Origin of the sequence: Streptomyces sp. NBC_00435 (genome assembly GCF_036014235.1) — a bacterium.
GTDB lineage: Bacteria > Actinomycetota > Actinomycetes > Streptomycetales > Streptomycetaceae > Streptomyces.
Genome location: NZ_CP107924.1, coordinates 7,633,339 through 7,657,229, shown reverse-complemented (window position 1 = coordinate 7,657,229; position 23,891 = coordinate 7,633,339). Strand labels below are relative to the sequence as shown.

Genomic DNA, 23,891 nt, shown 5'->3' with positions numbered 1-23,891 from the left:
CTCGACGACAGAGAGGTACGGCCATCGTGACCCGGATCCCGCACGTGGGCGACGTCGTGGGCGATTTCTCGCTCCCCGGCGGTCAACTCACCGAAGACGCCTTCGCACGAGGGCAGTACTCGCTCGGCGAACAGCGCGGGAAGCCGGTCGTCCTCGCCTTCTATCCCGGTGACAACACCCCCGTCTGCACCGCGCAGTTGTGCTCCTACTCCGACGGGCTGGAGGCGCTCTCGGCGTGCGGTGCCCAGGTGTGGGGCATCAGTCCGCAGGGCGTCGACAGTCACGAGGCCTTCGCCCGGGCGCGCGGCCTGCGGATGCCGCTGCTCGCCGACACCGACCGGGAGGTGGCCCGGGCCCTCGGCATCTCCGCTCCCGTGATCGGCCTGCGGCGGGCCGTCTTCGTCGTCGCGCCGGACGGCACCCTGCACTGGAAGCACGTCAGCACGCTGGGCATGCGGTTCCCCTCCGCCGAGGTCATCGCGGAGCGGCTCGTCGGCGTCGGCGCCGCCTGAGCCGGGGCGTCCCGGCCGGGATCAGGGAAGCGGGCCCGGCCGGGACTCAGGAAGCGGTCTCGGCCGAGGGCATGAGGCGGCCGACCGAGTTGACCAGCTGGCGGCGGCTCAGCAGGCGGCCGCCGACCGCCATCACCCGGTTGAGGGCGCCGGAGATCACGCTGGGGCCCGGGTTCCTGCGGTCGAGCGTCCTGAGCGCCGTGAGGACGACCTCCGCCGAGGTCTGGACCCGGGTACCGCCGTTGACCTCGCGGGTTCCGACGACGTCGAAGAACTCGGTCCGCGTCGCACCCGGCGAGAGCGCGAGGACGCGCAGTCCGGTGCCCTGGGACTCGTGCCAGAGGGCCTCGGTGAAGCTCAGCACGAAGGCCTTGGTGGCGCCGTAGACGGCCATCTGGGGAATGGGCTGGTAGGCGGCCACGCTCGCGACGTTGACGAGGACGCCCTCGCCCTGGGCCCGCAGGGGCCCGATGAAGGCGCGGCTGATGTCGACCACCGCGCCCACGTTCACGGCGAGTTCCTGGCGCAGACGTGCGGGGTCCTCCTGGTGGAGGGGGCCGAAGGTGCCGAAACCGGCGTTGTTGACCAGGCTCGTGACCGTTATGCCGCGTCGCGCGATCTCTTCGAAGAGCGCTTCTCCGATCCGGTCCGCGCCGAGGTCCATCGCCACGGGCGTCGCCGTCACCCCGTGCGCCGCCGAGAGCTCGGCCGCCAGCCGCTCGAGGCGGTCCGCACGGCGGGCCACCAGGACGAGGTCGGAGCCCCGGGCGGCCAGGCGGCGCGCGAACTCCTCGCCCAGACCGGAGCTGGCACCCGTGATCAGTGTGGTCCGGCCCCGGTAGTCGACCGCGTTCATGGCCCGTCTCCCCTGCGTGTGGTGGCGTACTCGCCGTGCCGGGACACGGTACGCGCCCCACTCACCACGCGGCCCCCCGGTCCCCGGGCATCGCTGCCCGGGGACCGGGGGGCCGAGGAGGCCCGACCGGGCGTGCTCAGTTGTTGGATCCCACCGTGTTGTTGAGGCCCGCGTTGAACACGTCGTCGGCGGCGAACTGGAGCCAGTCGCCGAAGACGATGGTGTACGACTTCTCGGACGGAGCGTTGACGGTCACATCCGCGGCGGCGGCGGAGGCGCCCCCGAGGACGATGACACCGGCGGCGACGACGGAGAGCGCGGAGCGGACGGTACGCATGGATCCACCTTTCGGGAGGGCAGTAGGCACCCCGAACCTAGGGAGGAGCCGCCCGCATGTCCCGGCGCACTGCCGGGCACGGGACAGAGCCAGCCGATCGGACGCACCTGGTCCGCCGCACCCGCCCGCACCCGCCCGCACCGGCTCCGCCGCCTGCTAGCGCCGGCGGGCCGTGCCGGCGGCGAGGGCGTCGCCGACGAGCCGGATGGCGCGGGCCAGCCGGGCGAGCTGCTGGAGCTCGACGGCGTACATCCTGATCGAGGTCTCGATGACCCCCTCGGCCACCCCTAGGGCGGGGAGCTCGGCGCGGCCGGTCTCCAGGGCCACGCGTACGGCCCGCGTCTCGTGCTGCACCTGCAGCTGGGCGTGGCGCGCGAGGAGTACGGGGCTGCGCGTCAGGGGCGCGTAGCCGGCGTAGCGGGCCGGCAACAGGTCGCGCAGCCAGCGGGTGGCCGTGCGCTCCCAGTCGTGACTTCCGGGCTGCTTGACCTGGCAGGGCCAGTCCGGGCTGCGCGTGGTGCGCGTGGTGAGTGCCGTCTGAGACATTCTTGCCGCTTCCACAGGGTGTAGAACGCTGATCGGGACGTGATGGCGCGGCCTCGGCCCAGGGGTTGGCCGAGGCCGCGGGGGCGCTCCGGGATCCGAAAGCCGGACGGGACACCTGGCGTCACGTGAGGAGGAGAAACGTCACGCCGGGCATCTGTTCTGGGAGGGTGTGGGGACACCTTCCCTGGCATCTTGACGGATGTCCGCGCCGCCATCAGTAAACATATATACCGTTGAGTAAGCAAGGGTATGAAAATATTCATGCTCGCTTGGGGTGTGAATACGGCAGGTCAGGACCCCTGACACCCCCCGAACGATCCCTAGAGGAAGAATCCGTGCTGGTCGGCTGCCTGCTCATAGCTTTCGAGCCGGGTCTGCGTCCGTTCCGGGTCGGCGTCGGCCATCGCCTGGAGCAGAGCCGCGGACAGGACCCCCGGCGCCGAGTAGGAGTCGAAGACCAGCCGCGAACCCGTGCCGGCCGTCAGGGCCACATCGGCCTCGTCCACCAGCGGTCCCAGCGTGGGATCCGTGATCAGCGCGACCCGCAGCCCCGCGCTGCGCGCCACCCGCAGCGCCGCCAGGGTCTCCTTGGCGTGCCGGGGCATCGCGAAGGCCAGTACCCAACTGCCGCCCGCCGCGCGGGCCTGCAGCAGCGCGTCGTAGGCGACGCTGCCGCCGCCCGTCACCAGGCGTACGTCGGGGTGGATCCGGCGGGCCGCGTACGCGAAGTACTCCGCCAGCGAGACGGAGATCCGCAGCCCGAGGACCGTCAGCGGCACCGACCGGGCCAGCTCGCGGCCGATGTCGAGCACCTGGTTGGTGTCGGCGAGCAGCTGCCGGACGCCCCGCAGGTTCTCGATCTCGGCATCGACGGCGGCCTGCAGTTCGTTGCGGCGGGCCTGTTCGGGGCTGTCCGGGGCGCCGGCCACCGCACTGAGCGCGATCGGCTGGAGCACCTCGCGCAGGGCGGGATAGCCACTGAATCCGAGCGCGGAGGCGAAGCGGGTCACGGACGGCTGGCTCACGCCGGCCCGCTCCGCGAGCTCCGTGATCGAGAGGAACGCCGCCTCGGTCAGGTGGTCGACGAGGTACTGGGCGATCCGCCGCTGGCCCGGGGAGAGCGGATGTCCGTCGAACAGCGCCCGGACCCGGTCGGCCGGGGCGCGCTCGTGGTCGGCCGCCTGCTCGCTCGGCGTGATCGCGGCCGCTTGTGCGCGCGCCTGCTGCCCCGATGACACCGGCGGTCCTCCCTCTCGTGCCACTCCGTGATCCCAACATAGCTCACGGCATCCGGCTGACCAGCGCGCTTCCCCCTCGGCCGGCCTCCGGTGACGCCCGCACCGCCCCCCGTCACCCCCCTCCCCCCGATCACGGACCGTCAGCAGCCAGGCTTCGGCGCCCGTGTCAGCACTCCGTCACCGGCTCCCCCGCCGTGAGCCGGTACCGGGCCCGGGCGTCGAGGAGGAGGACCGCGAGCGCGCGCAGGGGCTGGCGCAGCCGAACGAACGCGCCGCCGTCCGCGCCGGGTTCGGCCCGTACGCCGTGCAGGGCGAGGCGGTAGCCGGTCCCGGCGTACTGGGCGGGGGTCAGGCGGTAGCCGCAGGGCAGGTCGGCAAGGACTTCACCCCCGTTCGCGGGGGCGTTGTCCGCGCCGCCCAGCAGGACCGGGCCCGCCCCGCGCAGACCGGCCCGGCGGGCCGTGGCCGAGACCGCCGCCAGCGGACCCGTACGCTCCGACAGGTAGGCGAACAGGCCACGGAGTCCTGCCAGTTGAGAGCTCACACGGCGGCGGTGGTTGAGCGCCGGATCGGCCCGCTCCGCCTCGCCGGATCGGCCCGCGGGCGCTTCGACGCGGCTCTCGATCAGCAGTGTGACCGCATGCTTGACGCCCGCCACGTTGCGCAGGATGCGCTCCTGGCCGTCGCCCGCCGACTGCCCGGCCGGAGCACCGGTCGCGGGGTCGGTCCGGATGCCGTAGGTCCCGGTGGAGTACCCCGCCGCGCGCCCCTGCGCGCGTACGTACGCGGCGGACAGCACCCGGGACTGCGCGTACACCCCCGGGTCCGTGTTGAGGTTGCGCGGCCAGAGGTCGAAAAGGTCCTTGTCGTAACTCCCCGGCGTCGCCCGGTACTCGTGCAGGTCGTACACGAGCCGCGGCTTCCGGTCGCGCAGTACGGCGGCCACGGCCCGTGCCTCGGGCGAGATCAGGGCCATGTGGTCGCGGTTGATGTCGGTGCCCCGCGCGTTGAACCGGGTGCCGGCCGCCCGTCCGTCCGGGTTGGCGGTCGGGACCACCAGCAGCGTGACGGCCTCCAGGAGGCGCCGGGTCGCCTCGTCCCGGGTGTGCGCGAGGTCTCGTACGGTGGTCAGGCAGGCCTCGCGCCCCGCCGGCTCGTCGCCGTGCTGACTGCACACCAGCAGGACGCCGAGGGGGCCCCGGCCCACGCTCACCAGGTGCAGCGGGCGGCCCCGTACGGTCGTGCCGATGGTCCCGACGACGGTGCGCCCACCGGGCCGGCCGAGTTCGCGCAGGAGGTCCCGCTCCTGGGACTCGCTGGTCCAGCGGGCCCCGTGCGCGGCCTCGAATCCGGTACGGGGCACCCCGTCGGCCGCACGCGCCGGACCGGAGTACAGCGGCGCACAGAGCACCGCGGTCAACGTCGCGGCGAGTACGGACGGACCGCGCGCCGTCATCATCCTGATCACGCCCCGGTTGTAGCGGGTCGCGGACCGCGGCGGCAGGGCAGCGCCGGTGAACTCACCCGGGTGGCTGGGCGGGTTCCTCCGGTACGGGCCACCGCGTGTCCGCCGAACGGCGCCGGGGCCGCGCCCGTACGGGTGCCGCGGGAGTCGCCGCCGACCGGTTCCCGCGGTCCGGGTCACGCCGCCCGGCTACGGCTACGGCTACGGCTGTTCGCGCAGGCCCTCCGGCAGGCGGCCGGTGTGCACCACCCCCAGGGTCTGGGTGGCGCGGGTGAGGGCGACGTAGAGATCGCTGTGCTCGTGGTCGGCCGGTTCCACGACGATCACCGTGTCGAACTCCAGCCCCTTGGCCTGCCGCGGGGCCAGCAGGACCACCGGACGGGTGAGGTCGGGCTCCTCCCCCGCCCGTACGCCGGGCAGCGCGGCCGCCAGCGCCTCGTGCAGCGGGCGCGGGGCGATCACCGCGAGGCGGCCCCCGGCCGGCGCCCCCTCCCGTACGGCCCCGGCGACCGCACCGGCCAGGTCGTCCGTCCGTGCCACCCAGGGCCGCCGCCCGGTGGAGCGGACCGAGCTCGGCGGCTCGAAGCCCGGGTGACGGGCCCGGAGCACGGCGGCCGCCACGTCCATGATCTCGGCGGGCGTCCGGTAGTTGACGCCGAGGCGCACGAGCTCCCAGCGGTCCTCCACGTACGGAGCCAGGATCTGCTGCCACGAGCCGCAGCCGGCCTCGTCACCGGTCTGGGCCGGGTCTCCCACCAGCGTCATGGAACGGGTCGGGCAGCGCCGCATGAGCAGGCGCCATGCCATCGCGGACAGTTCCTGCGCCTCGTCCACGATGACGTGCCCGAAGGCCCAGGTGCGGTCGGCGGCGGCCCGTTCGGCCGCGCCGCGGTGGTCGGCCTCCTCCTGCCGCTCCGCCATCCGCTCGGCGTCGATGATGTCGTGGGCCGCGAGGAACTCGTTCTCCATGTCCTCGAACTCGTACGAGTCCGAGCCCGCCGACAGGTCCAGGACGCCCTGTGCGTACGCGACGCGCTCGAGGCGTTCGCGCTCCTCGGCGGCGCGCAGCGCGGTGTCGTCGACTCCGAGCAGCTCGGCGGCCTCGTCGAGCAACGGGACGTCGGCCGGGGTCCAGTCCGCGTCGCCTGTCGTGACGCGCCTGATCAACTCAGCTTCGTGCGGCGGGAGATGTGTGGGGTCGGCGAGGTAGTCGGAGATCAGCCGCCGGGGTGTGAGCGGTGGCCACAGCGTGTCGATGGCGGCGTGCACCCCGGCGCTGGTGGCGATCTCCTTGCCCAGCTGCGCGATGTCGTCGGGGCCGAGCAGGTTGGGGCCGCCGAAGGGATCGGCGCCGAGCCGGTCGGTGAGCTGTCCGGTGAGCGCGTCGATGATCCGGAAGGCGAAGTACGGGCGCGCCAGATTGTGCGGCAGTCCGGTGGCGCGGGCCCGGTCCCGGGCCTCGTGGGCCATGGTCCGGTCGAGCAGCAGCGTCCCGTAGTCGTCGTGGTCGATCTCCAGGGCCGCCTCGGGGACCACGTCGGCGTCCTCGCCGCTTCCCGCCGGCACGGTCTCGGGCAGCGTCTGCCGGTCGCTCACCACGCGCGCGAGGACGGCGGCCATCGCGGCGCGCCCCTTGACGGCAGCGGCGCCGGGTCGGTCGGTGGCGGTCGCCCGGACTCCCGGGAACAGCTCGCCCGGGGTGGCGAGCAGCACCCCGGTCTCGCCGAGAGCCGGGAGCACCCCGCCGATGTAGCCGAGGAAGGCCGGATTGGGCCCGACGATCAGCACGCCGCGCTTGGCGAGCAGTTCGCGCTGCGCGTAGAGGAGGTACGCGGCCCGGTGCAGGGCCACGGCGGTCTTGCCGGTGCCCGGCCCACCCTCCACCACCAGGATCCCCCGGTGCGTGGAGCGGATGATGCGGTCCTGCTCGGCCTGGATGGTCCGCACGATGTCGTGCATCCGGCCGGTGCGGGCGGCGTCGAGTGCGGAGAGCAGGACCGCGTCCGCGTCGGCGCCCTCGTAGCCGGTGCGCTCGGTGTCGGCGAGGTCCAGGATCTCGTCGTGCAGGGCGGTGACCTCGCGCCCCCGGGTGGTGATGTGGCGCCGGCGACGCAGGCCCATGGGGGAATGGCCGGTCGCGAGGTAGAACGGGCGCGCGGCATCGGCCCGCCAGTCGATTACCAGGGGCGTGCGCTCCGTGTCGTCCTGCCTGATTCCGATACGGCCGATGTGATGGTCGGAGCCGTCGGAGAACTCGAGCCGGCCGAAACACAGACCGTTCTCGCCCGAGTTCAGAGCGGAAAGCAGACCGGACTGCTCAGCGACCAGGACATCCCTCTCCAGCCGCGCCTGGAACCCGCTTCCGGCCGCGCCGAGGGCGCCCTGTACGGCCCGTTCGGCCTGGTCGCGCAGGGCATCGAGGCGGGCGTAGAGCGCTGTGATGAATTGCTGTTCATTCCGGAATTCTTCGGTTGACAATTCCACTCCTGACGCGATACAGTGTCCCCATAAGCTTCTTCACGCCTAGGCTCCGCCTCGATGTGAAACATTAAATATACGCAGACAAACACCCCGGCCGTCAATCGGTCCGGGGTGTTTCTGCGTCACGGGGCTTACAGGGCTTGTGGAGTTATTCACGAGGAGCGTGCCGGAGCATGCCGGAGCGTCAGTGCAGCATGCGAACCTTCTGGTCGGCCAGGTCGTAACGCGCGGCCGCCACGCCGGCCGGTGGATATCGCCCGCGCGAGGTCGGGCTCCGCCGCGAGCCGGGCGCGGGTCCTTCGCGCGTGGGCGTCGATGGTGGCCGCGATCCGGGCCTCGCCGTGCTGACCGCGGTCGATGGCGGGCCGGATCTGCTCGGCCAGGTACTGGATGTGGGCGGGCAGCTGAGCACCGGTCTCGTCCGCGTGGACCGCGGCGCCGACGGCCCCGCACGACTGGTGGCCGAGGACCAGGACCAGGGGGACGTCCAGTTCCAGGACCCCGTACGCGATGCTGCCGAGCACCGCCTCGTCCAGCACCTCGCCCGCCGCCCGTACGGTCAGCAGATCGCCGAGCCCCTGGTCGAAGACCAGCTCGGGCGCCACCCTGGAGTCGACGCAGCCCAGCACGATCGCGAAGGGGTGCTGCTCCCGCGCCACCTGGAGGCGCACGGAGCCCGACTCGTGCGGGTGCTTCTGGCGGTACGCGGCCCAGCGCCGGTTGCCGGTCGCCAGGCGGCGAAGCGCCGCGTCCGGGGTGGTGGGCCGACCCCCGTCCACGGTGTCCACGGCGCCGGCCGAGGCGCCGGAGCCGTCGGACGCGGAGGCCGGGAAGACGGATGCGAGTCCGAGGACGGACCCGGCGGCGGCGGTGCCCGCCAGGGCGGTGCGCAGGAGGGTACGGCGACTGGGCGAAGTGACGTAAGTCGTCTGCGTGTTCGATGACATTGGGGGACGCTATCCCCGTGCGGCGCCACCTCGACCGCCACGGGCCGGAAATGGCGGATTCCGCCCGGAGCCCGGCTCGTTCGGGGCTTCACTCCGTGTCGGCGTCCGGGGCGCTCCGCGGGGTGAGGGCGGCGGCCGGCCTGACCGTGTGGGGCCCGAAGCGCTCGCGGGCGTTGTCCGCGGCGGCCTCGATCCGCCGGGCCGCCTCGTCGTCGGGGTCGAAGGTCAGCTGCCTGCTGGCGAGTTCGGCGGCGCGGAGTTCACCGGCCTGCACCTCCAGTACCCGCACACGGGCGCGCTGCAGGCCCAGGGCGTCGTGCATCCCGTAGACGGCGGTGAGCAGGGCCCGGGTATGGGCGGTGGGCTCGGGCAGGGTGCGGGTCCGCGTCGCGACGGTCCGGTCGGCGAAGCGGACCGTCAGCGTGAGCCTGCGGGTGACGTGCTCGTCCTCGCGCAACCGGTGGCCCAGCTCGTCGACGAGGGCGAGCAGCGCGCTCCGCTGCCGCTCCCGGTCGAGCTCGTCGAGCGGGAAACCGTGCTCGGCGCGAAGGGTCCGCGGTGGCGCGGCCGGGGCCACGCGGGCGGGGTCGTGGCCGCGGGCGGCCTCGTGGATGCGCCGGCCGGTCTGCGCTCCGAGGATGCGCTGCAGGGTCGCGGGCGGCGCGGCGGCGATCTCGCCGAGGGTGGTGAGCCCGTACGCCGCGAGCTGCCGGGCGGTCCTGGTGCCGATGCCGGGCAGTCTGCCGGCGGGCTGGTCGTGGAGGAACCCGGCGACGGCCCCGTCGTCCGCCGCCAGCGCGCGCACCGCTCCCGGGGGCCCGTCGTGGGCGGCCATGGTGGCCAGCAGTGGGTTGCGGGCGACACCGATGGTGCAGTCGATCCCCATCAGCACCAGGGTCCGCACGCGCGTTCTGACCGCCAGCTCGGGGGCGGTCAGCCGGAAGTACCGCAGCGAACCGGTGACGTCGGCGTACGCGGCGTCCGGTGGGAGCGGCTGCACGGTGGGGGTGAAATCGGTGAGTACGGCCAGCAGTCGGGCGTAGGTCTGCTCGTCCGGCCGGCCGTGGAAGTGCACGTACAGCACGCCTGCGACGGGTGGTGCGGGCACGGCAGGGATGACGGGGGTGGCGGGAGTGGTCATCCGGCGCTCCCTTGGCTCTGGTGGTGGAGTTTCCGGCCGGAGACGGTGCCGTCGCCTGCCGGCTGCAGGTCGGCCCAGGCGTGCATGGTGTAGCCGGTGGCCAGCTCGATCCGGCGTCCCGGGGCGGTGGCGGCGGGCCGGTGCGCGGCATCGGCGGCCAGCCGGCCGGCCACCGCGTCGAGGCCGCCGCTGGTACGCAGCCGGACCAGCTCGGCGAGGTCCCAGGCCATTTCGCCGACCACGGACAGGGCGCGGCCGCGCCGTTGCAGCTGTCCGCGCACCAGCAGCAACCCGCTGTGGAAGACGGTGTGGGCGCAGGCCGCGTGGGAGTCCTCGAAGAAGGCGAGGTCGACCAGGCCGGAGGCGTCGTCCAGGGTCAGGAAGATGACGCGTTTGCCGGAGGCGATCGGCGGGGTCTGGGTGGAAACCTTGGCTCCGGCCACCAGTACCGTGCTCCCGTGCTCCACGGCGGCGAGGCGGTCCGCGGCCGTGAAGCCGAGTTCGGTGAGGAAGGCGGCGTGGTCGGCCATCAGGTGGCGGGAGGCGTCCACCCCCAGCACCGAGAGCTCGGCGTCGAGCCGCTCGGCCCCGTCCATGTCCGCCAGCCCCGCGGGCGGCACCGGGTCGCCGTCCCCGCCGAGCGGCAGCTGGCCCTCGGCGGCGCCCGCGGCGCGCTGGGCGCGGTGCAGCTCGGCGATGTGCAGCAGCAGGTCCCGCCGGTTGGTGCCGAAGGCGTCCAGCGCGCCGACCCGGGCCAGGCGCTCGGCCACCGGCCGGGAGGGGTGGGCCCGCAGCATCAGGTCCTGCACCGACGCGTACGGGCGGCCGGCGGCGATCCGCTCGGCGTCGGCACCGTGGATTCCGTGGACGTCCATCAGTGCCAGCCGCACTCCGTAGGGTCCCGGGGTGCCGTCGGGCCGGACGGTGCGCTCCACGCGGTAGACGACGTCGGAGGCGTTGACGTCCAGCGGCAGTACGGGCACGCCCCGGCGCCGTGCGTCCGCGACGATCACCCGCTTGGGGTACATGCCCGGGTCGTGCGTGAGCGCCCCGGCGTAGAACGCCGCCGGGCGATGGGTCTTCAGCCACGCCGACTGGTACGTCGGCACGGCGAAGGCGACCGCGTGCGCCTTGGCGAAGCCGTAGGCGCCGAAAGCGGCGACGGTCTCCCAGCTCCGCTCGACGGTCTCCTTCCCGTAGCCGTTGGCGCGGGCCCGCTCCCCGAACCACGTCCGCAGGCCGGTGATCCGGTCGGGGCTGCTCAGGCCGCGCCGCACTTCGTCCGCCTCGGCGAGGTCGCAGCCGGTCATGACGGCCACGATCCGGATGATCTGCTCGTGGAAGACCACCACGCCGTACGTCTCGGCCAGCACGGCTTCGAGGTTCTCGTGGGGATAGCGGACGGGCGCGCGGCCGTGGCGGCGCTCGATGAACGGGCGGACCATGTTGGCCGCCACCGGCCCGGGCCGGAACAGGGAGATGTCCACGACCAGGTCGTGGAAGGTCTCCGGCTGGAGCCGGGCGATCAGGTCCCGCTGGCCGGGCGACTCGATCTGGAAGCAACCCAGCGAGGCCGCGTCCTTGATGAGCCGGTAGGTGGCCGGATCACCGGGTGGGACCTGGGCCGGATCGTCCAGATCCAGGTGCACGCCGTCGACCCGCTCGATCTCCTCCACGGCGTGCGCGAGCGCCGACTGCATCCGTACGCCCAGGACGTCGAGTTTCAGCAGTCCGAGGTCCTCCACGTCCTCCTTGTCGAACTGGGACATGGGGAAGCCTTCTCCGCTGGTGGGCACCACCGGTGTGCGGCGCAGCAGCGACGTGTCCGACAGCAGCACGCCGCAGGGGTGCATGGCGATCGAGCGCGGCAACCCGTCCAGGGCCTCCACCAGCTCCCACAGCGGGCCGTACGCCCCGACGTCGATCCCCCGCAGCTCGGGCAGTTCGGCCAGCGCCGCACGCGCGTCGCGGGCCCGGATGTGCGGGAAGGCCTTGGCCAGCCGGTCGGTCTCGGCCGGGTCCATCGACAGGGCCGCGCCCACGTCCCGGACGGCGTGCCGCACCCGGTAGGTCTCCGGCATGGACACCGTCGCCACCCGCTCGGGGCCGAACCTCCGCAGGATCGCCCGGTAGACCTCCAGGCGCCGGGCCGATTCCACGTCGATGTCGATGTCGGGCAGCGCTACCCGCCGCTCGGACATGAACCGCTCCATGACCAGCCCGTTCTCGACGGGGTCGGCGTGGGCGATACCGAGCAGGTGGTTGACCAGCGAACCGGCGCCCGAGCCGCGGGCGGCGACCCGGATCCCGAGTTCTCGTGTGTCGTCGACCACCCGGGCCACGGTCAGGAAGTACGAGGCGTACCCGAGGTGTTCGATGATCCCCAGCTCGTGCTCCAGCCGCTCGACCGCGGCCGGCTCCCGGTCACGGCCGCGGCGTACGAGGGCGGCGTTGACCCGTTCGCGCAGGACGCGGTCGGCGGTGCCGTCGCCGGCGCCTACCAGTTCCGGCTCGGGGAAGTGCACCCGCCCCAGGCCCAGGTCGTCCCGCGGGTCGACCAGGCACGAGGACGCGGTCTGCTCGGTGACCTCCAGCAGCCGGCGGGCCACCCTCTGCCCCCAGCCCGCCGCCCGGACCACGCGCTCGGCCACCGCTTCCATCGCGGCCGGATCCTTCAGCCACCGCTCTCCCGTGTCGAGCGGTCCCCGCGGATCGATCGGCACCAGCCTGCGGGCGGCGTCCAGCACGTCCGCCACCCGCCGCTGCTCCGGGTGCGCGTACCGCACGGCGTTGGTCAGCACGGGCTGGATCCGCTGCTCGACGGCGAAGCCCAGCGTGCGCGCGGCCAGCCGCAGCGAGCCCGGCCCGGTCCCCGAGCGGCCGTGGCACACCACTTCCATCCGCAGTCCCGCGCCGAACATCTCCCGCCACGGCGCCATCAGCCGGGCCGCCCGGTCCGGACGGCCCGCCGCCAGTGCCCGGACCGGCTCCGACTCCGGCCCGAGCAGCACCACCAGGTGTGCGTCCCCGGCCTGCCGGGCCAGATCGGCGAATCCCACCCGCGGCAGCCGGCCTTCGCCGGCGTGCGCCGCGGTGATCAGCGCGCACAGTGCCGCCCAGCCGGCGGCGTCCCGGGCCAGCAGGGTGATCCGCGGTGCGGATTCGTCGAGGAACACCCCGCCCTTCACCGGAGTCCGGTGCCCGGGCCGGGAGACGCGGCGAGCTGGCTCCGCTTCCGAAACCGCCAGCGAGACGCCGAAGATCGGCCGCACGCCGGCTTCGGCCGCGGCCTTCGCGAAGCGCACCGAGCCCCCGAGGGTGTCCCGGTCGGCGAGCGCCACCGCGCCCATGCCCCGCGCGGCAGCCCGGGCCGCGATCTCCTCCGGGTGGGAGGCTCCGTAGCGCATCGAGAACCCGGAGACGGTCCGCAGATGAGTGAAAGCGGGCACCTTCAGCACCTCCCGCGGACAGGGATACGGACATCTGCGCCCCTGGCCTTCCCAGCGGACTCGGCCGCGTCGAAACAGCCCGGCCCCGGGCAGGCACCCACCACGTCCGCTCCGGGAAATCCCGGCTGCCCGGCGCCGGGCCCGGCCGCCGGGCGGACTGCGCACAGTGCCGCCGCACGGAGGGTCTCCCCGATCAGCGCCCCTGCCCGGGCCGGGTCCACCCCCCGCACGACGGCCCGTTCCACCAGGTCAACGGGGTGCGAGGCGCCGCGGCGGCCCGGGCGGCCACTCGCGGCACGAAGGTGCGCGCCGAGGCCCATACGCCACCTCCGATCGACCGACCACCCCTTTCCAGCCACCCTGACCAGACGCACCCAGCCTATCGAACATAAATCGAACAGCGCGACTCCGAAGAACTCCACCGGACAGCCCGCCGGTGAGCCCGCCACATGACGCCGGGGCTGTTCGACGACTCGCGGGACTGGACCGGTGCGGCCAATCACGGGATCACGGGATCATCCCGACTCGCCGCTCCTCGATGCGGCCGGCCCCTTCCTCACGTCACACCACTCACCGTCGTGCGCGCCGCCGGGACCACGGCCGCCGGTCGCGAGGAACGGGGGACGTGTGACCATGGGTCCGTTCGAAGATCGGCACCTCATGGGGGGACCATGCGCACCCGCACCACCGTCGCCACCGCGCTCGCGGCGCTGTTCGTTCTGGCCGGATGCAGCGGGCCCGGCGGGAACCGCGCCGCCACTGCCCCGCCGGTGGCGGCCGCCACGCCCGTGCCGGGCGGTTCCGGGTACGAGGGGCCCCGGCCGCAGGACCAGAACCTCCTGGCCTGGACCGGTGATCCGGGCGACGCGGGGCACGTCACCGCACAGTCCGCCGCCGGCGTCGGCGGGCGGGTCACCCTGGTGCGGATCGTGCTGCGCGAGGAGATCACCTGGTCCAACATCTGGCTGGGGCTGGCCGGGGTCGACCCGGGCGCCCAGCTGTCCAACTGCTACCTCGGCGTCTACGACGCCCAGGGCACCCTGCGCTCGTCCACCGCGGACATCTCCCCGCAGCTGACGAGCGACGCGATCGCCAAGGCGCTGCCCCTCGCCAAGCCGTTCACCGCACCCCCCGGCACCTACTTCATCGCCCTCCTGCTCAACGGCCAGTGGGCCACCAACGGCCTCACCCTCAAGGCCACGGGCGCCGGCATCTCGGTGAACGCCGGCCTTGCCCCGCCGAACCTCCGCTACAGCACGGTCCTGACCGGCCAGACCTCCCTCCCGGGCACCCTCAACCTCGCCGAGCAGTCCACCAGCACGATCAGCACCGGGTGGGCCAGCCAGTGGTACGGCGTCTCCTGAGGGGCCGTCAGTCCTGCTGACCCGGGGTTCGCCGAATGACTGGTAGGAAACTTTCCTGTTTGCTAGCATCCCGCTTCGGCGGCTCGGCGCGGTGCCCGCACCTGCGGGTATGACGCGCTCAGCGAGAGCTCTGACCCGGCCGCTGGGACGTCGCGTTCCGCTGCCCGCGCGCGGGCCGGGCGCGGGGTCTCGTACCGGTGCCAGCTCTCGCCACCCACAAGGCCAGGGAGTCAGCAATGCGCCTGAACGCCCCAAGCACGCCGCACCTCCTCACACCACGCCGCACGATGGGTGTGGTCATCACCGCCGTACTCCTCCTCGTCGGCGGCCTGTTGCTCGCCTACCCCGACCGGGCCGGCGCCGCCGCCGACCCGGTGATCTCGCGCGGCAAGGCCGCCACCGCGTCCTCCAGCGAGAGCTCCGCGCTCGGCCCGCAGAACGCCTTCGACGGCAACTCCTCCACCCGGTGGGCCAGCGCCGAGGGCAAGGACCCCCAGTGGATCCGCGTCGACCTCGGCACGAACGCCAACGTCACCCGGGTGCTGCTGAGTTGGGAGGCCGCGTACGCCAAGGTCTACCGCGTCGAGATCTCCGCCGACGGCTCCACCTGGACCCGTCTCGCCAACGAGACGGCCGGGAACGGCGGTACCGACGACTGGACCGGCCTGTCCGGCAAGGGCCGTTACCTGCGCGTGTACGGAACCGCCCGCGGCACCGCCTACGGGTACTCGCTGCACGAGGTCGAGGTGTACGGCACCCTCGACGGCGGACCGCCCCCGCAGACCGGCGCCTTCACCGTCGTCGCCGCCGGTGACATCGCCGCCCAGTGCACGGCCTCGGACAGCGCCTGCGCCCACCCCAAGACCGCCGCACAGGCCCAGAGGATCAACCCGAAGTTCTATCTGACGATGGGCGACAACCAGTACGACGACGCCCGGCTCGCCGACTACAAGGCCTACTACGACAAGTCCTGGGGCGCGTTCAAGGACAAGACGCACCCGATCCCGGGCAACCACGAGACGTACGACCCGGCGGGGTCGCTCGCCGGCTACAAGGCGTACTTCGGATCGGTCGCCTACCCCCAGGGCAAGAGCTACTACAGCTTCGACGAGGGCAACTGGCACTTCATCGCCCTCGACTCCAACTCCTTCGACCAGAAGGCCCAGATCGACTGGCTGAAGGCCGACCTCGCCGCGAACGGCAAGAGCTGCATCGCCGCCTACTGGCACCACCCCCTGTACTCCTCGGGCGGCCACGGCAACGACCCGGTCAGCAAGCCGGTCTGGAACATCCTGTACGGCGCCAAGGCCGATCTCGTACTCAACGGGCACGACCACCACTACGAGCGGTTCGCCCCGCAGGACCCCAACGGGAAGGCCACCGCCGACGGGATCACCGAGATCGTCGGCGGCATGGGCGGCGCCGAGCCGTACCCCATCGAGAACGTCCAGCCGAACAGCCAGAAGCGGATCAGCGGTGAATACGGCGTCCTGAAGCTGGACTTCACCGACTCCGGCTACAGCTGGAGCTACGTCGGAACCGACGGGAAGTCCAAGGACACCAGCCCGAAGTACACCTGCCACTGATGTACCTGGCCACCACAGGCCGCCGGGTCGCTCCGGCCCCGCCCCCCGTTGGAGGGGCGGGCCGGCGCGTCCCCGCCGCCGTCCTCGCACTCGGCACGGTCAGCCTCGTCACCGACATCTCCTCCGAGATGGTCACCGCGGTACTGCCGCTCTACCTCGTCCTCGGACTCGGTCTCTCGCCCCTCCAATTCGGCTTCCTGGACGGCCTGATGGGGGGCGCCGCGGCGGTCGTACGACTCCTCGGCGGGCACGTCGCCGACCGCGGGCACCGTTACAAGCACGTCGCGGGGATCGGCTACGCGATCTCGGCCTGCTCCCGGCTCGGCCTGCTGCTCGCGGGCGGAGCCACCGGCGGGATCGCGGCGGCCCTGGCCGCCGACCGGGTCGGCAAGGGCATCCGCACGGCGCCGCGCGACGCCCTGATCACCCTGAGCAGCCATCCCGACGACCTCGGCCGGTCCTTCGGCGTGCACCGGGCCATGGACACCACCGGCGCCCTGCTCGGTCCGCTCGCCGCCTTCGCCCTGCTCTGGGCCACCGCGGGCGCGTACGACTCGGTGTTCGTCGCCAGCTTCTGCGTCGGCCTGCTCGGTGTGCTCCTCCTCGTCCTGTACGTTCCCGGGCACCACCGGCCCGTACGGACGCCGGCACCGGCACCGGCTTCGCACGGACCGACTCCCCCTGCCCGCAAGGCGTTCGGCGCCCTGCGCGATCCCGCCTTCCGCCGGATCCTCTGGACCGCCTCCCTGCTCGGCGCCGCCACCATCGGTGACGCCTTCGTCTACCTCCTGCTCCAGCGCCGCCTGGGCCTGGACGTCAGCTGGTTCCCGCTGCTGCCGCTCGGCGCGGCCGCGGGCTATCTGCTCCTCGCCGTGCCGGTGGGCCGGATCGCCGACCGGGTCGGGCGCCGGCTGCCCTTCCTGTGCGGACACCTGGCACTGCTCGGCGCCTACCTCGTGCTGCTCGCCCCGGCCGGCGGCACGGGCCCGCTCCTCCTCGTAGCCGTCCTCGCACTGCTCGGGATCTTCTACGCGGCCACCGACGGGGTCCTGATGGCCCTCGCCGGGCCGACCCTGCCCGCCGGGGGCAGGGCGGGCGGACTCGCCCTGCTCCAGACCGGGCAGGCCCTGGCCCGGATGATCGCCGCCGCCGGCTTCGGCGCCGCGTGGACGGCGTGGGGGCCGCGGCCCGCACTGTGGGGCGCGACGGCGGTACTGCTCGCCGCACTGGCGGGCGGCTGGGCACTGCTGCCGCGCACCCCTTCCCCCGGAGCGCCGGAGAGACCGGCCACGGGCCCGCCCACCGGGGCGCGGACAGGAGCCCGGAACACCGAGAGGCGGACACCATGACCGGCAGGATCCCCGGCCCCCCGGCCACGGCAGCGGCAGCGGCCTCAGCCACGACCGCCGCGGACGACGCACCGACGACGGCCCCGGCACCACCACCTCCCCCCACCCCCCGTCTCGGCGCCCGGGCCCGTATCGCCGTCATGGCAGCCGCGGCAGTGCTCCTCACCGGAGCCACCGCCGGGTACGCCCTCCACGCCGCTCACCGCTCCGACCGCCAACACGGCGGCGCATCGGCCTCGTTCACCCTCGGCGGGCCGGCCCTGTACTTCCGGGACACGGCCACGGGGCGCGTCGCCCACCAGCCCCTCGACGCGAGGGGCGGTGCCCCCGACCGCACCCCGGGCGGCCCCGCCTGCGACCGGTTCCACGCCGCCGGGGGCACCGCCCTCTGCCTGCGCGCCGAGCCCGGGGTACTGCCGAAGACGTACGCGATCGTCCTCGACCAGCGGCTGCGCGAGGTGCGCCGGACCACCGTGCCGGGAGTGCCGACCCGGGCCCGCGTGTCCGGGTCGGGGCAGATGCTCGCCTGGACGGTGTTCGCCACCGGGGACTCGTACTCCACCACCGGCTTCTCCACCCGCACCGCCGTCCTCGACCTGCGCACCGGGTACCTGGTGAAGTCCATGGAAGAGATCCCCCTGACCATCGACGGCGTCCGCTACCACGCCCCCGACCTCAACTACTGGGGAGTGAGCTTCGCCCGCGACGACAACCGCTTCTACGCCACCGTCTCCACCAAGGGGAACACGTACCTCGTCGAGGGGAACATGAAGGACTGGTCGGCGAAGGCGCTCCGGCAGAACGTCGAATGCCCCTCCCTGTCGCCCGACAACACCCGGATCGCCTTCAAGAAGAAGGTGTCCGACGACCCGGCCGCACCCTGGCGGCTGTACGTCCTCGACCTGCGGACCATGACCGAGACTCCACTGGCCGAGACGCGCAGCGTCGACGACCAGGCGGCCTGGACGGACGACGGCGAGGTCTCCTACGGGCTGCCGGGTGCGGACGGGCGCGCGAGCGACATCTGGACCGTCCCCGCGGACGGCACCGGCGCACCCCGTATGACGGTGGCGGGCGGTTCCTCTCCGGTCACGGTGTCGAACTGAGCCGGGCAGGGGATCCGATGCTCAATGATGCTCATTCGGACGCCATTTCAAGCATCTATTGACATAGACCTGACACTGCGCTGCACTTTGGCCACTCCCTCCAGCAGTCACGGCTGGAGGGAGCCGCCGCCGTGAACACCTGGGGACTCGCCATGCGTCTGCTCAGATCACTGACCGCCTCCGCCCTGGCCGTGGCCACGCTCTCCCTGCCCGGCGCCGCCGTCGCCGCGCCCGCGCAGGCACGGGCAGCGGTCGCCGCGCCACCGCCGCAGACCGTGCCTGCACTGCGCCAGTGGACCGCCGGGAGCGGGACGTACGCCTTCACGAGCACCAGCAGGATCGTCGTGGATCCGGCCTACAGTGCCCAGCTCTCCGACGAAGCGGCCACGCTGGCGGAGGACTTGGGCGCCCTGGCCGGACGCCCGGTGACCGTCGTCACCGGCAGCGTCTCCCCCGGCGACATCGGCCTGGGTCTGGGTGACGGCTCGCTGCCCGCCGAGGGGTACCGGATGACCGTCGGGCAGTCCGTCACCCTCCAGGCGGGGACCGACGCGGGAGCCTTCAACGGCACCCGCACCGTACTGCAGTTGCTGCACCAGTCGAACGCCGTGCCCGCCGGAACGGCGGTGGACTGGCCCACCAAGGCCGAGCGCGGGCTCATGATCGACCAGGGGCGGAAGTTCTTCACCGTCGACTGGATCAAGCAGCACATCAAGGAGCTGGCCTACCTCAAGCTCAACTACTTCCACTTCCACCTGTCGGACACCTTCGGCTTCCGGCTGGAGAGCTCCACCCACCCGGAGATCGTCTCCACCGAGCACTACTCCAAGCAGGACATCGCCGACCTGGTCGCGCTGGGACAGAAGTACCACGTCACGATCGTGCCGGAGATCGACACCCCCGGGCACATGAACCAGATCCTGGCCGCCCACCCGGAGCTCAGGCTCAAGGACAGTTCGGGTACGGCCAGCGCCGAGTTCATCGACTTGTCCCTGCCCGGTTCGTACACGCTGATCAAGGACCTGGTCAACGAGTACCTGCCGCTGTTCCCGGCCCCCTACTGGCACATCGGCGCGGACGAGTACGTCACCGACTACGGCAGGTACCCGCAGCTGCTCAGCTACGCCCGCGCCCACTACGGCGCGAACGCCACCGCCAAGGACACCTACTACGGGTTCGTGAACTGGTCGGACTCCCTGGTCCGCGCGGCCGGCAAGACCACCCGGATGTGGAACGACGGCATCAAGGCCGGGGACGGCACGGTCACCCCGAACGCCGGCATCCTCGTCGAGTACTGGTACAGCTACGGACTCACCCCGCAGCAGCTCGTCAACGCCGGGCACACCGTCGCCAACGAGTCCTGGACGCCGACCTATTACGTCCTCGGCGGTGCGAAGCCGGACACCAAGTGGATGTACGAGACCTGGACCCCGGACCGGTTCGAGGGCGGCAGCACCCTCACGGACACCTCGAAGAACCCCGGTTCGCTGATCCACGTGTGGTGCGACAACCCGAACGCCGAGACCGAGGCGCAGATCGCCGCCGGCATCATGTACCCGCTGCGCGGGCTCGCCCAGCAGACCTGGGGATCACCCAAGCCGGTGAGCACCTACGCCGCCTTCACCCCGGTCGTGGCCGCCATCGGGCACAATCCCGCCTGGCCGGGCCTCGCCCAGCCCGGCAACCTCGCCCTGGGCCGCCCCACGACCGCCTCCAGCACCGAGACCGTCAACTTCCCGGCCTCCCTGGCGACCGACGGCGATCCGGGCACCCGGTGGTCCAGCGTCTACGGCGACCCGCAGTGGCTGCAGGTCGACCTCGGGTCCAGCCAGGCCGTCAACCGGGTGGTCCTGCGCTGGGAGGCCGCGTACGGGAAGGGCTTCCAGATCCAGCTCTCGGACGACCGGACCACCTGGCGCACCGCGTACGCGACGACCACCGGCACGGGCGGGGTCCAGGACCTGACCGGGCTCTCCGGCTCCGGCCGCTACATCCGGGTGTACGGCACGCAGCGGGGCACCGCCTACGGCTATTCCCTGTACGAGTTCGAGGTCTACGGCGGCCAGTTGAGCGGCACCCGTACCCTCACCGCGGGCGGGAAGGCGCTCGACGACCCGGCGAGCTCCAGCGCGTCCGGCACCCAGCTGATCACCTGGACCCCGCACGGGGGCACCAACCAGCAGTGGCGGCTGACCCTGGGCGCGGACGGCAGTTACACCATGGTCAACGGCTCCTCCAGCCTCTGCGCGGACGTGGCGGGCGGTTCCACCGCCTCCGGCGCGGCCGTGGTCCAGGCCACCTGCGGCAGCGGCGACAGCCAGCGCTGGCTCATCGCGGCGCTGGGCTCCGGCGACTACTCGGTGACCAACAAGAAGAGCGCACTCCTGCTGACCGCCGCTTCCGGGGCCGACGGCGCCCTGGTCGCCCAGCAGTCCAACGGCGGTTCGACGTACCAGCGCTGGCAGATCGGCTGACGCCGACGCCTACAGGGCGGCCGCGCCGGCCCCGCCGCAGTCGGGGTGTCCCCAGCGTGAACCGAGCTTGCTGATCTTCTCCCCTGACCCGTACTGCTTGCCGCACGGGCAGGTCCCGGGGAACTTCGCCTTGATGGTCACCGCACCACGGGTGCCCGCCGTGCTCCTGGCGGCTCCGCTCCCGGCCGGAGCGGAGCCGGCCGCCCTGCGTGCGGGGGTGCTGCGGGCGGGCGTACTGCGGGCAGGCGCCGGGACCGGCATGGACGCGTGTCCCAGCGCGGTGCCCGCCGGCTCCTGGCTCACGGCCGCGTCACTGGCCGCCTGGTCGGCGATCGCGTTCAGGTGGTCGCCGTCCTCGCGGTGCGCGGGGACGTAGCGGAACTCGACGTCCCGGTCGGCCAGCAGCTCGTCGATGCTCTCCACGAGCTCGCGGTTCGCCACCGGCTTGCCCGCCGCCGTCTTCCAGCCGTTGCGCTTCCAGGCCGGGAGCCACTGGGTCACGGCCTTCATGGCGTACTGGGAGTCCATCCGCACCTGCACGGCCGTGCCGGGGGCCACGGCCTCCAGCAGTCGCTGCAGAGCGGTGAGTTCACCCACGTTGTTGGTGGCCCGGCCGAGTGGTCCGGCCTCCCAGCGCTCGGGGCGCCCGTCGACGTCGGCGATGACCCAGGCCCATGCGGCCGGCCCCGGATTTCCCTTGGCCGCCCCGTCACAGGCGGCGATGATGCGATCAGACATCCCCCGATCATGCCTCACCGCGGCCCGTGCCGGTGCCCGCGCCCGCGTCCCCACCCGCGGCCGGCGTCGGACGGTGCCCACCCCACGGGTCCGGCAGGAGCCGGTCCAGGAAGCCCGGTAGCCACCAGTTGGCGCGGCCCATCAGGAACATCGCCGACGGGACCAGCACCAGCCGCACCACCGTCGCGTCCAGGACCACGCTGACCGCCAGGCCCAGCGCCAGCATCTTCACCACGACCGTGGCCGAGCCCGCGAAGGACAGGAAGACCGCCGTCATGATGAGCGCCGCGCTGGAGATGACCCGCCCGGTCGCCGCGAGCCCGGTGCCCACGGCGAGGGTGTTGTCCTTCGTGCGGTGCCAGGAACGGGTGATGGCGGAGAGCAGGAAGATCTCGTAGTCCATCGACAGACCGAAGACGATCGCGAACATCATCATCGGCACGAAGGACTCGATGGGCACGGGTTGCGTCAGCCCGATCAGGCCGCTCCCCCAGCCCCACTGGAACACCGCGACGAGGACCCCGTAGGACGCGGCCGTGGTGAACAGGTTCAGGGCGACCGCCTTGAGCGGGACCACCACACTGCGGAACACGACGGTCAGCAGCACCAGCGCCGCGGCCAGGACGATGCCGATGATGAGCGGCAGCCGCTCCTCGACCGTGTCGCGGAAGTCCAGCTGGCCGGCGGTGGATCCGGTGAGGTAGGCCTCGGCGCCGGTGCCGCTGAGCGCGGTGGGCAGGGTGGTCCCGGTGAGCGTCGTGAACAGGCTGCCCGTGCCCGCGCTCTGCGGTCCGGTGGCCGGGGTGACCGTGGAGATGAGCAGCTTGCCGTCGGGGCTCGGCGCGAGGGGGGTGAACCGGGCCACCCCGGCCGTGTCCCGCAGGGCGGCCGTGAGCTCGCCGCCGATCCTGTCGGCCGGGACGGTGGTGTGGTGGAGGTCGGTCACCAGGACGAAGGGGCCGTTGGCCCCGGGGCCGAACCCCGGGCCCTGCGCCCCGGCGATCCAGTCGTAGGCCTCGCGGGTGGTGCTGCCCGCCTTGTCGGCGCCGTCGTCGACGTGGCCCAGGCGCATGGAGAACAGCGGTACGGAGCACAGCGCGAGCAGCAGCGTGCCCGCGGTCAGGAACTTCCACGGATGCCGGGCCACCAGGGCGGCGTAGCGGTGCCAGCCGTCGTGGTCGCCGGAGGTCTCGGCGACCGGGCGGCGCAGCGCGTACCGGTCGATCCGGCGCCCCACCAGGCCCAGGGCGGCCGGAACGAGGGTCAGCGCGGCGGCCCCGGTGATGATCACGACGATGGTGGCGGCGAGCCCCATGCGGCCGATGAAGGTCAGTCCGCACGTGTACAGGCTCAGCATGGCCACCGCGACGGTGACGGCGGCGACCACGACGGCGCGGCCGCTGGTGGCGGCGGTACGGCCGGCCGCGTCGACCGGATCGTGGCCGTCGATGAGGTCCTGCCGGAAGCGGGTGGTGAGGAAGAGGGCGTAGTCGATCCCGACACCGAGGCCGATCATGGTGGCGAGCGTGGGGGCGGCGGTCGCGAAGGTGACGGCTCCCGCGACGATGCCGACGACACCGAGGCCCACGCCGACGCCGACCAGTGCCGTGGCCAGGGGCAGCAGCGCCGCGGCGATGCTGCCGAAGGCGAGGACGAGGATCAGCAGGGCCACGAGGACGCCCACCACCTCGGCGGTCCGGTCGTCGGCCGGCGGCCGCACGACCTGGTCCAGGTCCCCGCCGTACGCGACCTCCACGCCCGAGGCGCGGGCCGCCGCGGTGGCCGTGTCGAGTGTGTCCGTGTAGGCGTGCCCGAGTGTTTTGAGCTGCCGGTCGAAGGACACGGTGGTGTAGGCGGTCCGGCCGTCCGCGCTGGTGACGACCGGGGACGCGGCGGTGACGTGGGGCATCCCCGCGAGATCGGCCACGCTCTCGTCCATGGCCTGACGGTGTCCGGACAGGGAACCCGAGTCGACGTGGAAGACCACCCGCCCACTGGGGTCCGCGGCCCGGGGCGCGGAGCCGGTCAGCAGGTCGGCTCCGGTACGGGACTGCGTGCTGGGCAGGGTGATCTGGTCGCTGTAGGCCGCGGCGGCGAGCTGGCGTCCGAGTACCGCGACGGCCAGCAGCAGGAGCCAGACGGCGATCACCCGGACGGGGTGGCGGGCGCAGAGGGTCCCGAGGCGGCTCAGGCGGGAGGCCGGGGGCCGTCCTTCGGGCGGCTGGGGGTGGTGCACGACGCGGCTCCTCCGGAAAGTGTCAGGACTGACACGAAGACCTTAGGCGGAAAATGGCACGACTGA

Annotated in this window: 18 protein-coding genes; 7 read left to right on the top strand and 11 right to left on the bottom strand. The window is 72.9% G+C overall.

Going from position 1 to position 23,891, the window contains the following annotated elements; genetic code table 11:
• Positions 1-26 precede the first annotated feature (26 nt).
• Positions 27-512 carry a peroxiredoxin family protein gene (locus OG389_RS34505; protein WP_328302983.1) on the top strand — a complete coding sequence of 162 codons (486 nt, stop codon included), beginning with the start codon at positions 27-29 and terminating at the stop codon, positions 510-512.
• Between the two features lie 46 nt (positions 513-558).
• Here OG389_RS34505 and OG389_RS34500 read toward each other — a convergent pair whose 3' ends face one another.
• The 6 genes from OG389_RS34500 to OG389_RS34475 form a co-directional block, all read right to left on the bottom strand.
• Positions 559-1,368, bottom strand: a complete 810-nt coding sequence (locus OG389_RS34500; protein WP_328302981.1) for an SDR family NAD(P)-dependent oxidoreductase — start codon at positions 1,366-1,368, stop codon at positions 559-561.
• A gap of 136 nt (positions 1,369-1,504) precedes the next feature.
• Positions 1,505-1,705, bottom strand: coding sequence for a hypothetical protein (locus tag OG389_RS34495; RefSeq protein ID WP_328302979.1), 201 nt, complete (start codon positions 1,703-1,705; stop codon positions 1,505-1,507).
• Positions 1,706-1,861: 156 nt separating this feature from the next.
• Positions 1,862-2,251 carry a hypothetical protein gene (locus OG389_RS34490; RefSeq protein WP_328302977.1) on the bottom strand — a complete coding sequence of 130 codons (390 nt, stop codon included), beginning with the start codon at positions 2,249-2,251 and terminating at the stop codon, positions 1,862-1,864.
• 320 nt (positions 2,252-2,571) lie between these two features.
• A complete protein-coding gene (locus tag OG389_RS34485; protein ID WP_328302975.1) occupies positions 2,572-3,489 on the bottom strand; it encodes a MurR/RpiR family transcriptional regulator in 918 nt (305 codons plus the stop codon).
• Between the two features lie 166 nt (positions 3,490-3,655).
• Positions 3,656-4,948, bottom strand: a complete 1,293-nt coding sequence (locus OG389_RS34480) for a M14 family metallopeptidase (RefSeq protein WP_328304322.1) — start codon at positions 4,946-4,948, stop codon at positions 3,656-3,658.
• 207 nt (positions 4,949-5,155) lie between these two features.
• A complete protein-coding gene (locus tag OG389_RS34475; protein WP_328302973.1) occupies positions 5,156-7,075 on the bottom strand; it encodes a HelD family protein in 1,920 nt (639 codons plus the stop codon).
• A 6-nt stretch (positions 7,076-7,081) separates the two neighbouring features.
• On the opposite strand from OG389_RS34475, the gene OG389_RS34470 reads away from it, so the two are divergent.
• Positions 7,082-7,429 (top strand): hypothetical protein, encoded by a 348-nt coding sequence (locus OG389_RS34470; protein WP_328302971.1) that lies wholly within the window; start codon positions 7,082-7,084, stop codon positions 7,427-7,429.
• A 158-nt stretch (positions 7,430-7,587) separates the two neighbouring features.
• Here the strand turns inward: OG389_RS34470 and OG389_RS34465 are convergent, their stop codons facing one another.
• The 3 genes from OG389_RS34465 to OG389_RS34455 form a co-directional block, all read right to left on the bottom strand.
• On the bottom strand, positions 7,588-8,382 hold the full coding sequence (locus OG389_RS34465; RefSeq protein WP_443059389.1) for a carbonic anhydrase: 795 nt from the start codon (positions 8,380-8,382) through the stop codon (positions 7,588-7,590).
• A gap of 88 nt (positions 8,383-8,470) precedes the next feature.
• Positions 8,471-9,523: a DNA polymerase Y family protein gene (locus OG389_RS34460; protein WP_328302969.1), complete on the bottom strand. Its 1,053-nt coding sequence runs from the start codon at positions 9,521-9,523 to the stop codon at positions 8,471-8,473.
• Entirely contained in the window at positions 9,520-12,972 is a 3,453-nt protein-coding gene (locus OG389_RS34455; RefSeq protein WP_328302967.1) for a DNA polymerase III subunit alpha, read from the bottom strand. Before OG389_RS34455 ends, OG389_RS34460 begins: the two co-directional genes overlap by 4 nt.
• A gap of 671 nt (positions 12,973-13,643) precedes the next feature.
• On the opposite strand from OG389_RS34455, the gene OG389_RS34450 reads away from it, so the two are divergent.
• The 5 genes from OG389_RS34450 to OG389_RS34430 all read left to right on the top strand — a co-directional run bounded on the left by OG389_RS34450 (position 13,644) and on the right by OG389_RS34430 (position 20,851).
• Positions 13,644-14,336: a hypothetical protein gene (locus tag OG389_RS34450; RefSeq protein WP_328302965.1), complete on the top strand. Its 693-nt coding sequence runs from the start codon at positions 13,644-13,646 to the stop codon at positions 14,334-14,336.
• A gap of 236 nt (positions 14,337-14,572) precedes the next feature.
• Positions 14,573-15,922, top strand: a complete 1,350-nt coding sequence (locus tag OG389_RS34445; protein WP_328302963.1) for a discoidin domain-containing protein — start codon at positions 14,573-14,575, stop codon at positions 15,920-15,922.
• Positions 15,922-17,271, top strand: a complete 1,350-nt coding sequence (locus tag OG389_RS34440; protein ID WP_328302961.1) for an MFS transporter — start codon at positions 15,922-15,924, stop codon at positions 17,269-17,271. The genes OG389_RS34445 and OG389_RS34440 overlap by 1 nt, the downstream gene beginning before the upstream one ends.
• A 140-nt stretch (positions 17,272-17,411) precedes the next feature.
• Entirely contained in the window at positions 17,412-18,377 is a 966-nt protein-coding gene (locus OG389_RS34435; RefSeq protein ID WP_328302959.1) for a TolB family protein, read from the top strand.
• 131 nt (positions 18,378-18,508) lie between these two features.
• Positions 18,509-20,851: a family 20 glycosylhydrolase gene (locus tag OG389_RS34430; protein ID WP_328302957.1), complete on the top strand. Its 2,343-nt coding sequence runs from the start codon at positions 18,509-18,511 to the stop codon at positions 20,849-20,851.
• A gap of 9 nt (positions 20,852-20,860) precedes the next feature.
• Here the strand turns inward: OG389_RS34430 and OG389_RS34425 are convergent, their stop codons facing one another.
• Both OG389_RS34425 and OG389_RS34420 read right to left on the bottom strand, forming a co-directional pair.
• Positions 20,861-21,589: a ribonuclease H family protein gene (locus tag OG389_RS34425; protein WP_328302955.1), complete on the bottom strand. Its 729-nt coding sequence runs from the start codon at positions 21,587-21,589 to the stop codon at positions 20,861-20,863.
• A gap of 7 nt (positions 21,590-21,596) precedes the next feature.
• Entirely contained in the window at positions 21,597-23,825 is a 2,229-nt protein-coding gene (locus tag OG389_RS34420) for an MMPL family transporter (protein ID WP_328302953.1), read from the bottom strand.
• Between the last annotated feature and the right edge of the window lie 66 nt (positions 23,826-23,891).

Excerpts from the sequence above, each read along its gene's own strand:
- OG389_RS34435 (WP_328302959.1), top strand. The coding sequence starts at position 17,412 with ATGGCAGCCGCGGCAGTGCTCCTCACCGGAGCCACCGCCGGGTACGCC.
- OG389_RS34480 (WP_328304322.1), bottom strand. The coding sequence starts at position 4,948 with ATGATGACGGCGCGCGGTCCGTCCGTACTCGCCGCGACGTTGACCGCG.
- OG389_RS34475 (WP_328302973.1), bottom strand. The coding sequence starts at position 7,075 with ATGGGCCTGCGTCGCCGGCGCCACATCACCACCCGGGGGCGCGAGGTC.
- OG389_RS34490 (WP_328302977.1), bottom strand. The coding sequence starts at position 2,251 with ATGTCTCAGACGGCACTCACCACGCGCACCACGCGCAGCCCGGACTGG.
- OG389_RS34500 (WP_328302981.1), bottom strand. The coding sequence starts at position 1,368 with ATGAACGCGGTCGACTACCGGGGCCGGACCACACTGATCACGGGTGCC.
- OG389_RS34495 (WP_328302979.1), bottom strand. The coding sequence starts at position 1,705 with ATGCGTACCGTCCGCTCCGCGCTCTCCGTCGTCGCCGCCGGTGTCATC.
- OG389_RS34425 (WP_328302955.1), bottom strand. The coding sequence starts at position 21,589 with ATGTCTGATCGCATCATCGCCGCCTGTGACGGGGCGGCCAAGGGAAAT.
- OG389_RS34460 (WP_328302969.1), bottom strand. The coding sequence starts at position 9,523 with ATGACCACTCCCGCCACCCCCGTCATCCCTGCCGTGCCCGCACCACCC.
- OG389_RS34470 (WP_328302971.1), top strand. The coding sequence starts at position 7,082 with ATGGCCGGTCGCGAGGTAGAACGGGCGCGCGGCATCGGCCCGCCAGTC.
- OG389_RS34450 (WP_328302965.1), top strand. The coding sequence starts at position 13,644 with ATGCGCACCCGCACCACCGTCGCCACCGCGCTCGCGGCGCTGTTCGTT.
- OG389_RS34440 (WP_328302961.1), top strand. The coding sequence starts at position 15,922 with ATGTACCTGGCCACCACAGGCCGCCGGGTCGCTCCGGCCCCGCCCCCC.
- OG389_RS34465 (WP_443059389.1), bottom strand. The coding sequence starts at position 8,382 with ATGTCATCGAACACGCAGACGACTTACGTCACTTCGCCCAGTCGCCGT.
- OG389_RS34445 (WP_328302963.1), top strand. The coding sequence starts at position 14,573 with ATGCGCCTGAACGCCCCAAGCACGCCGCACCTCCTCACACCACGCCGC.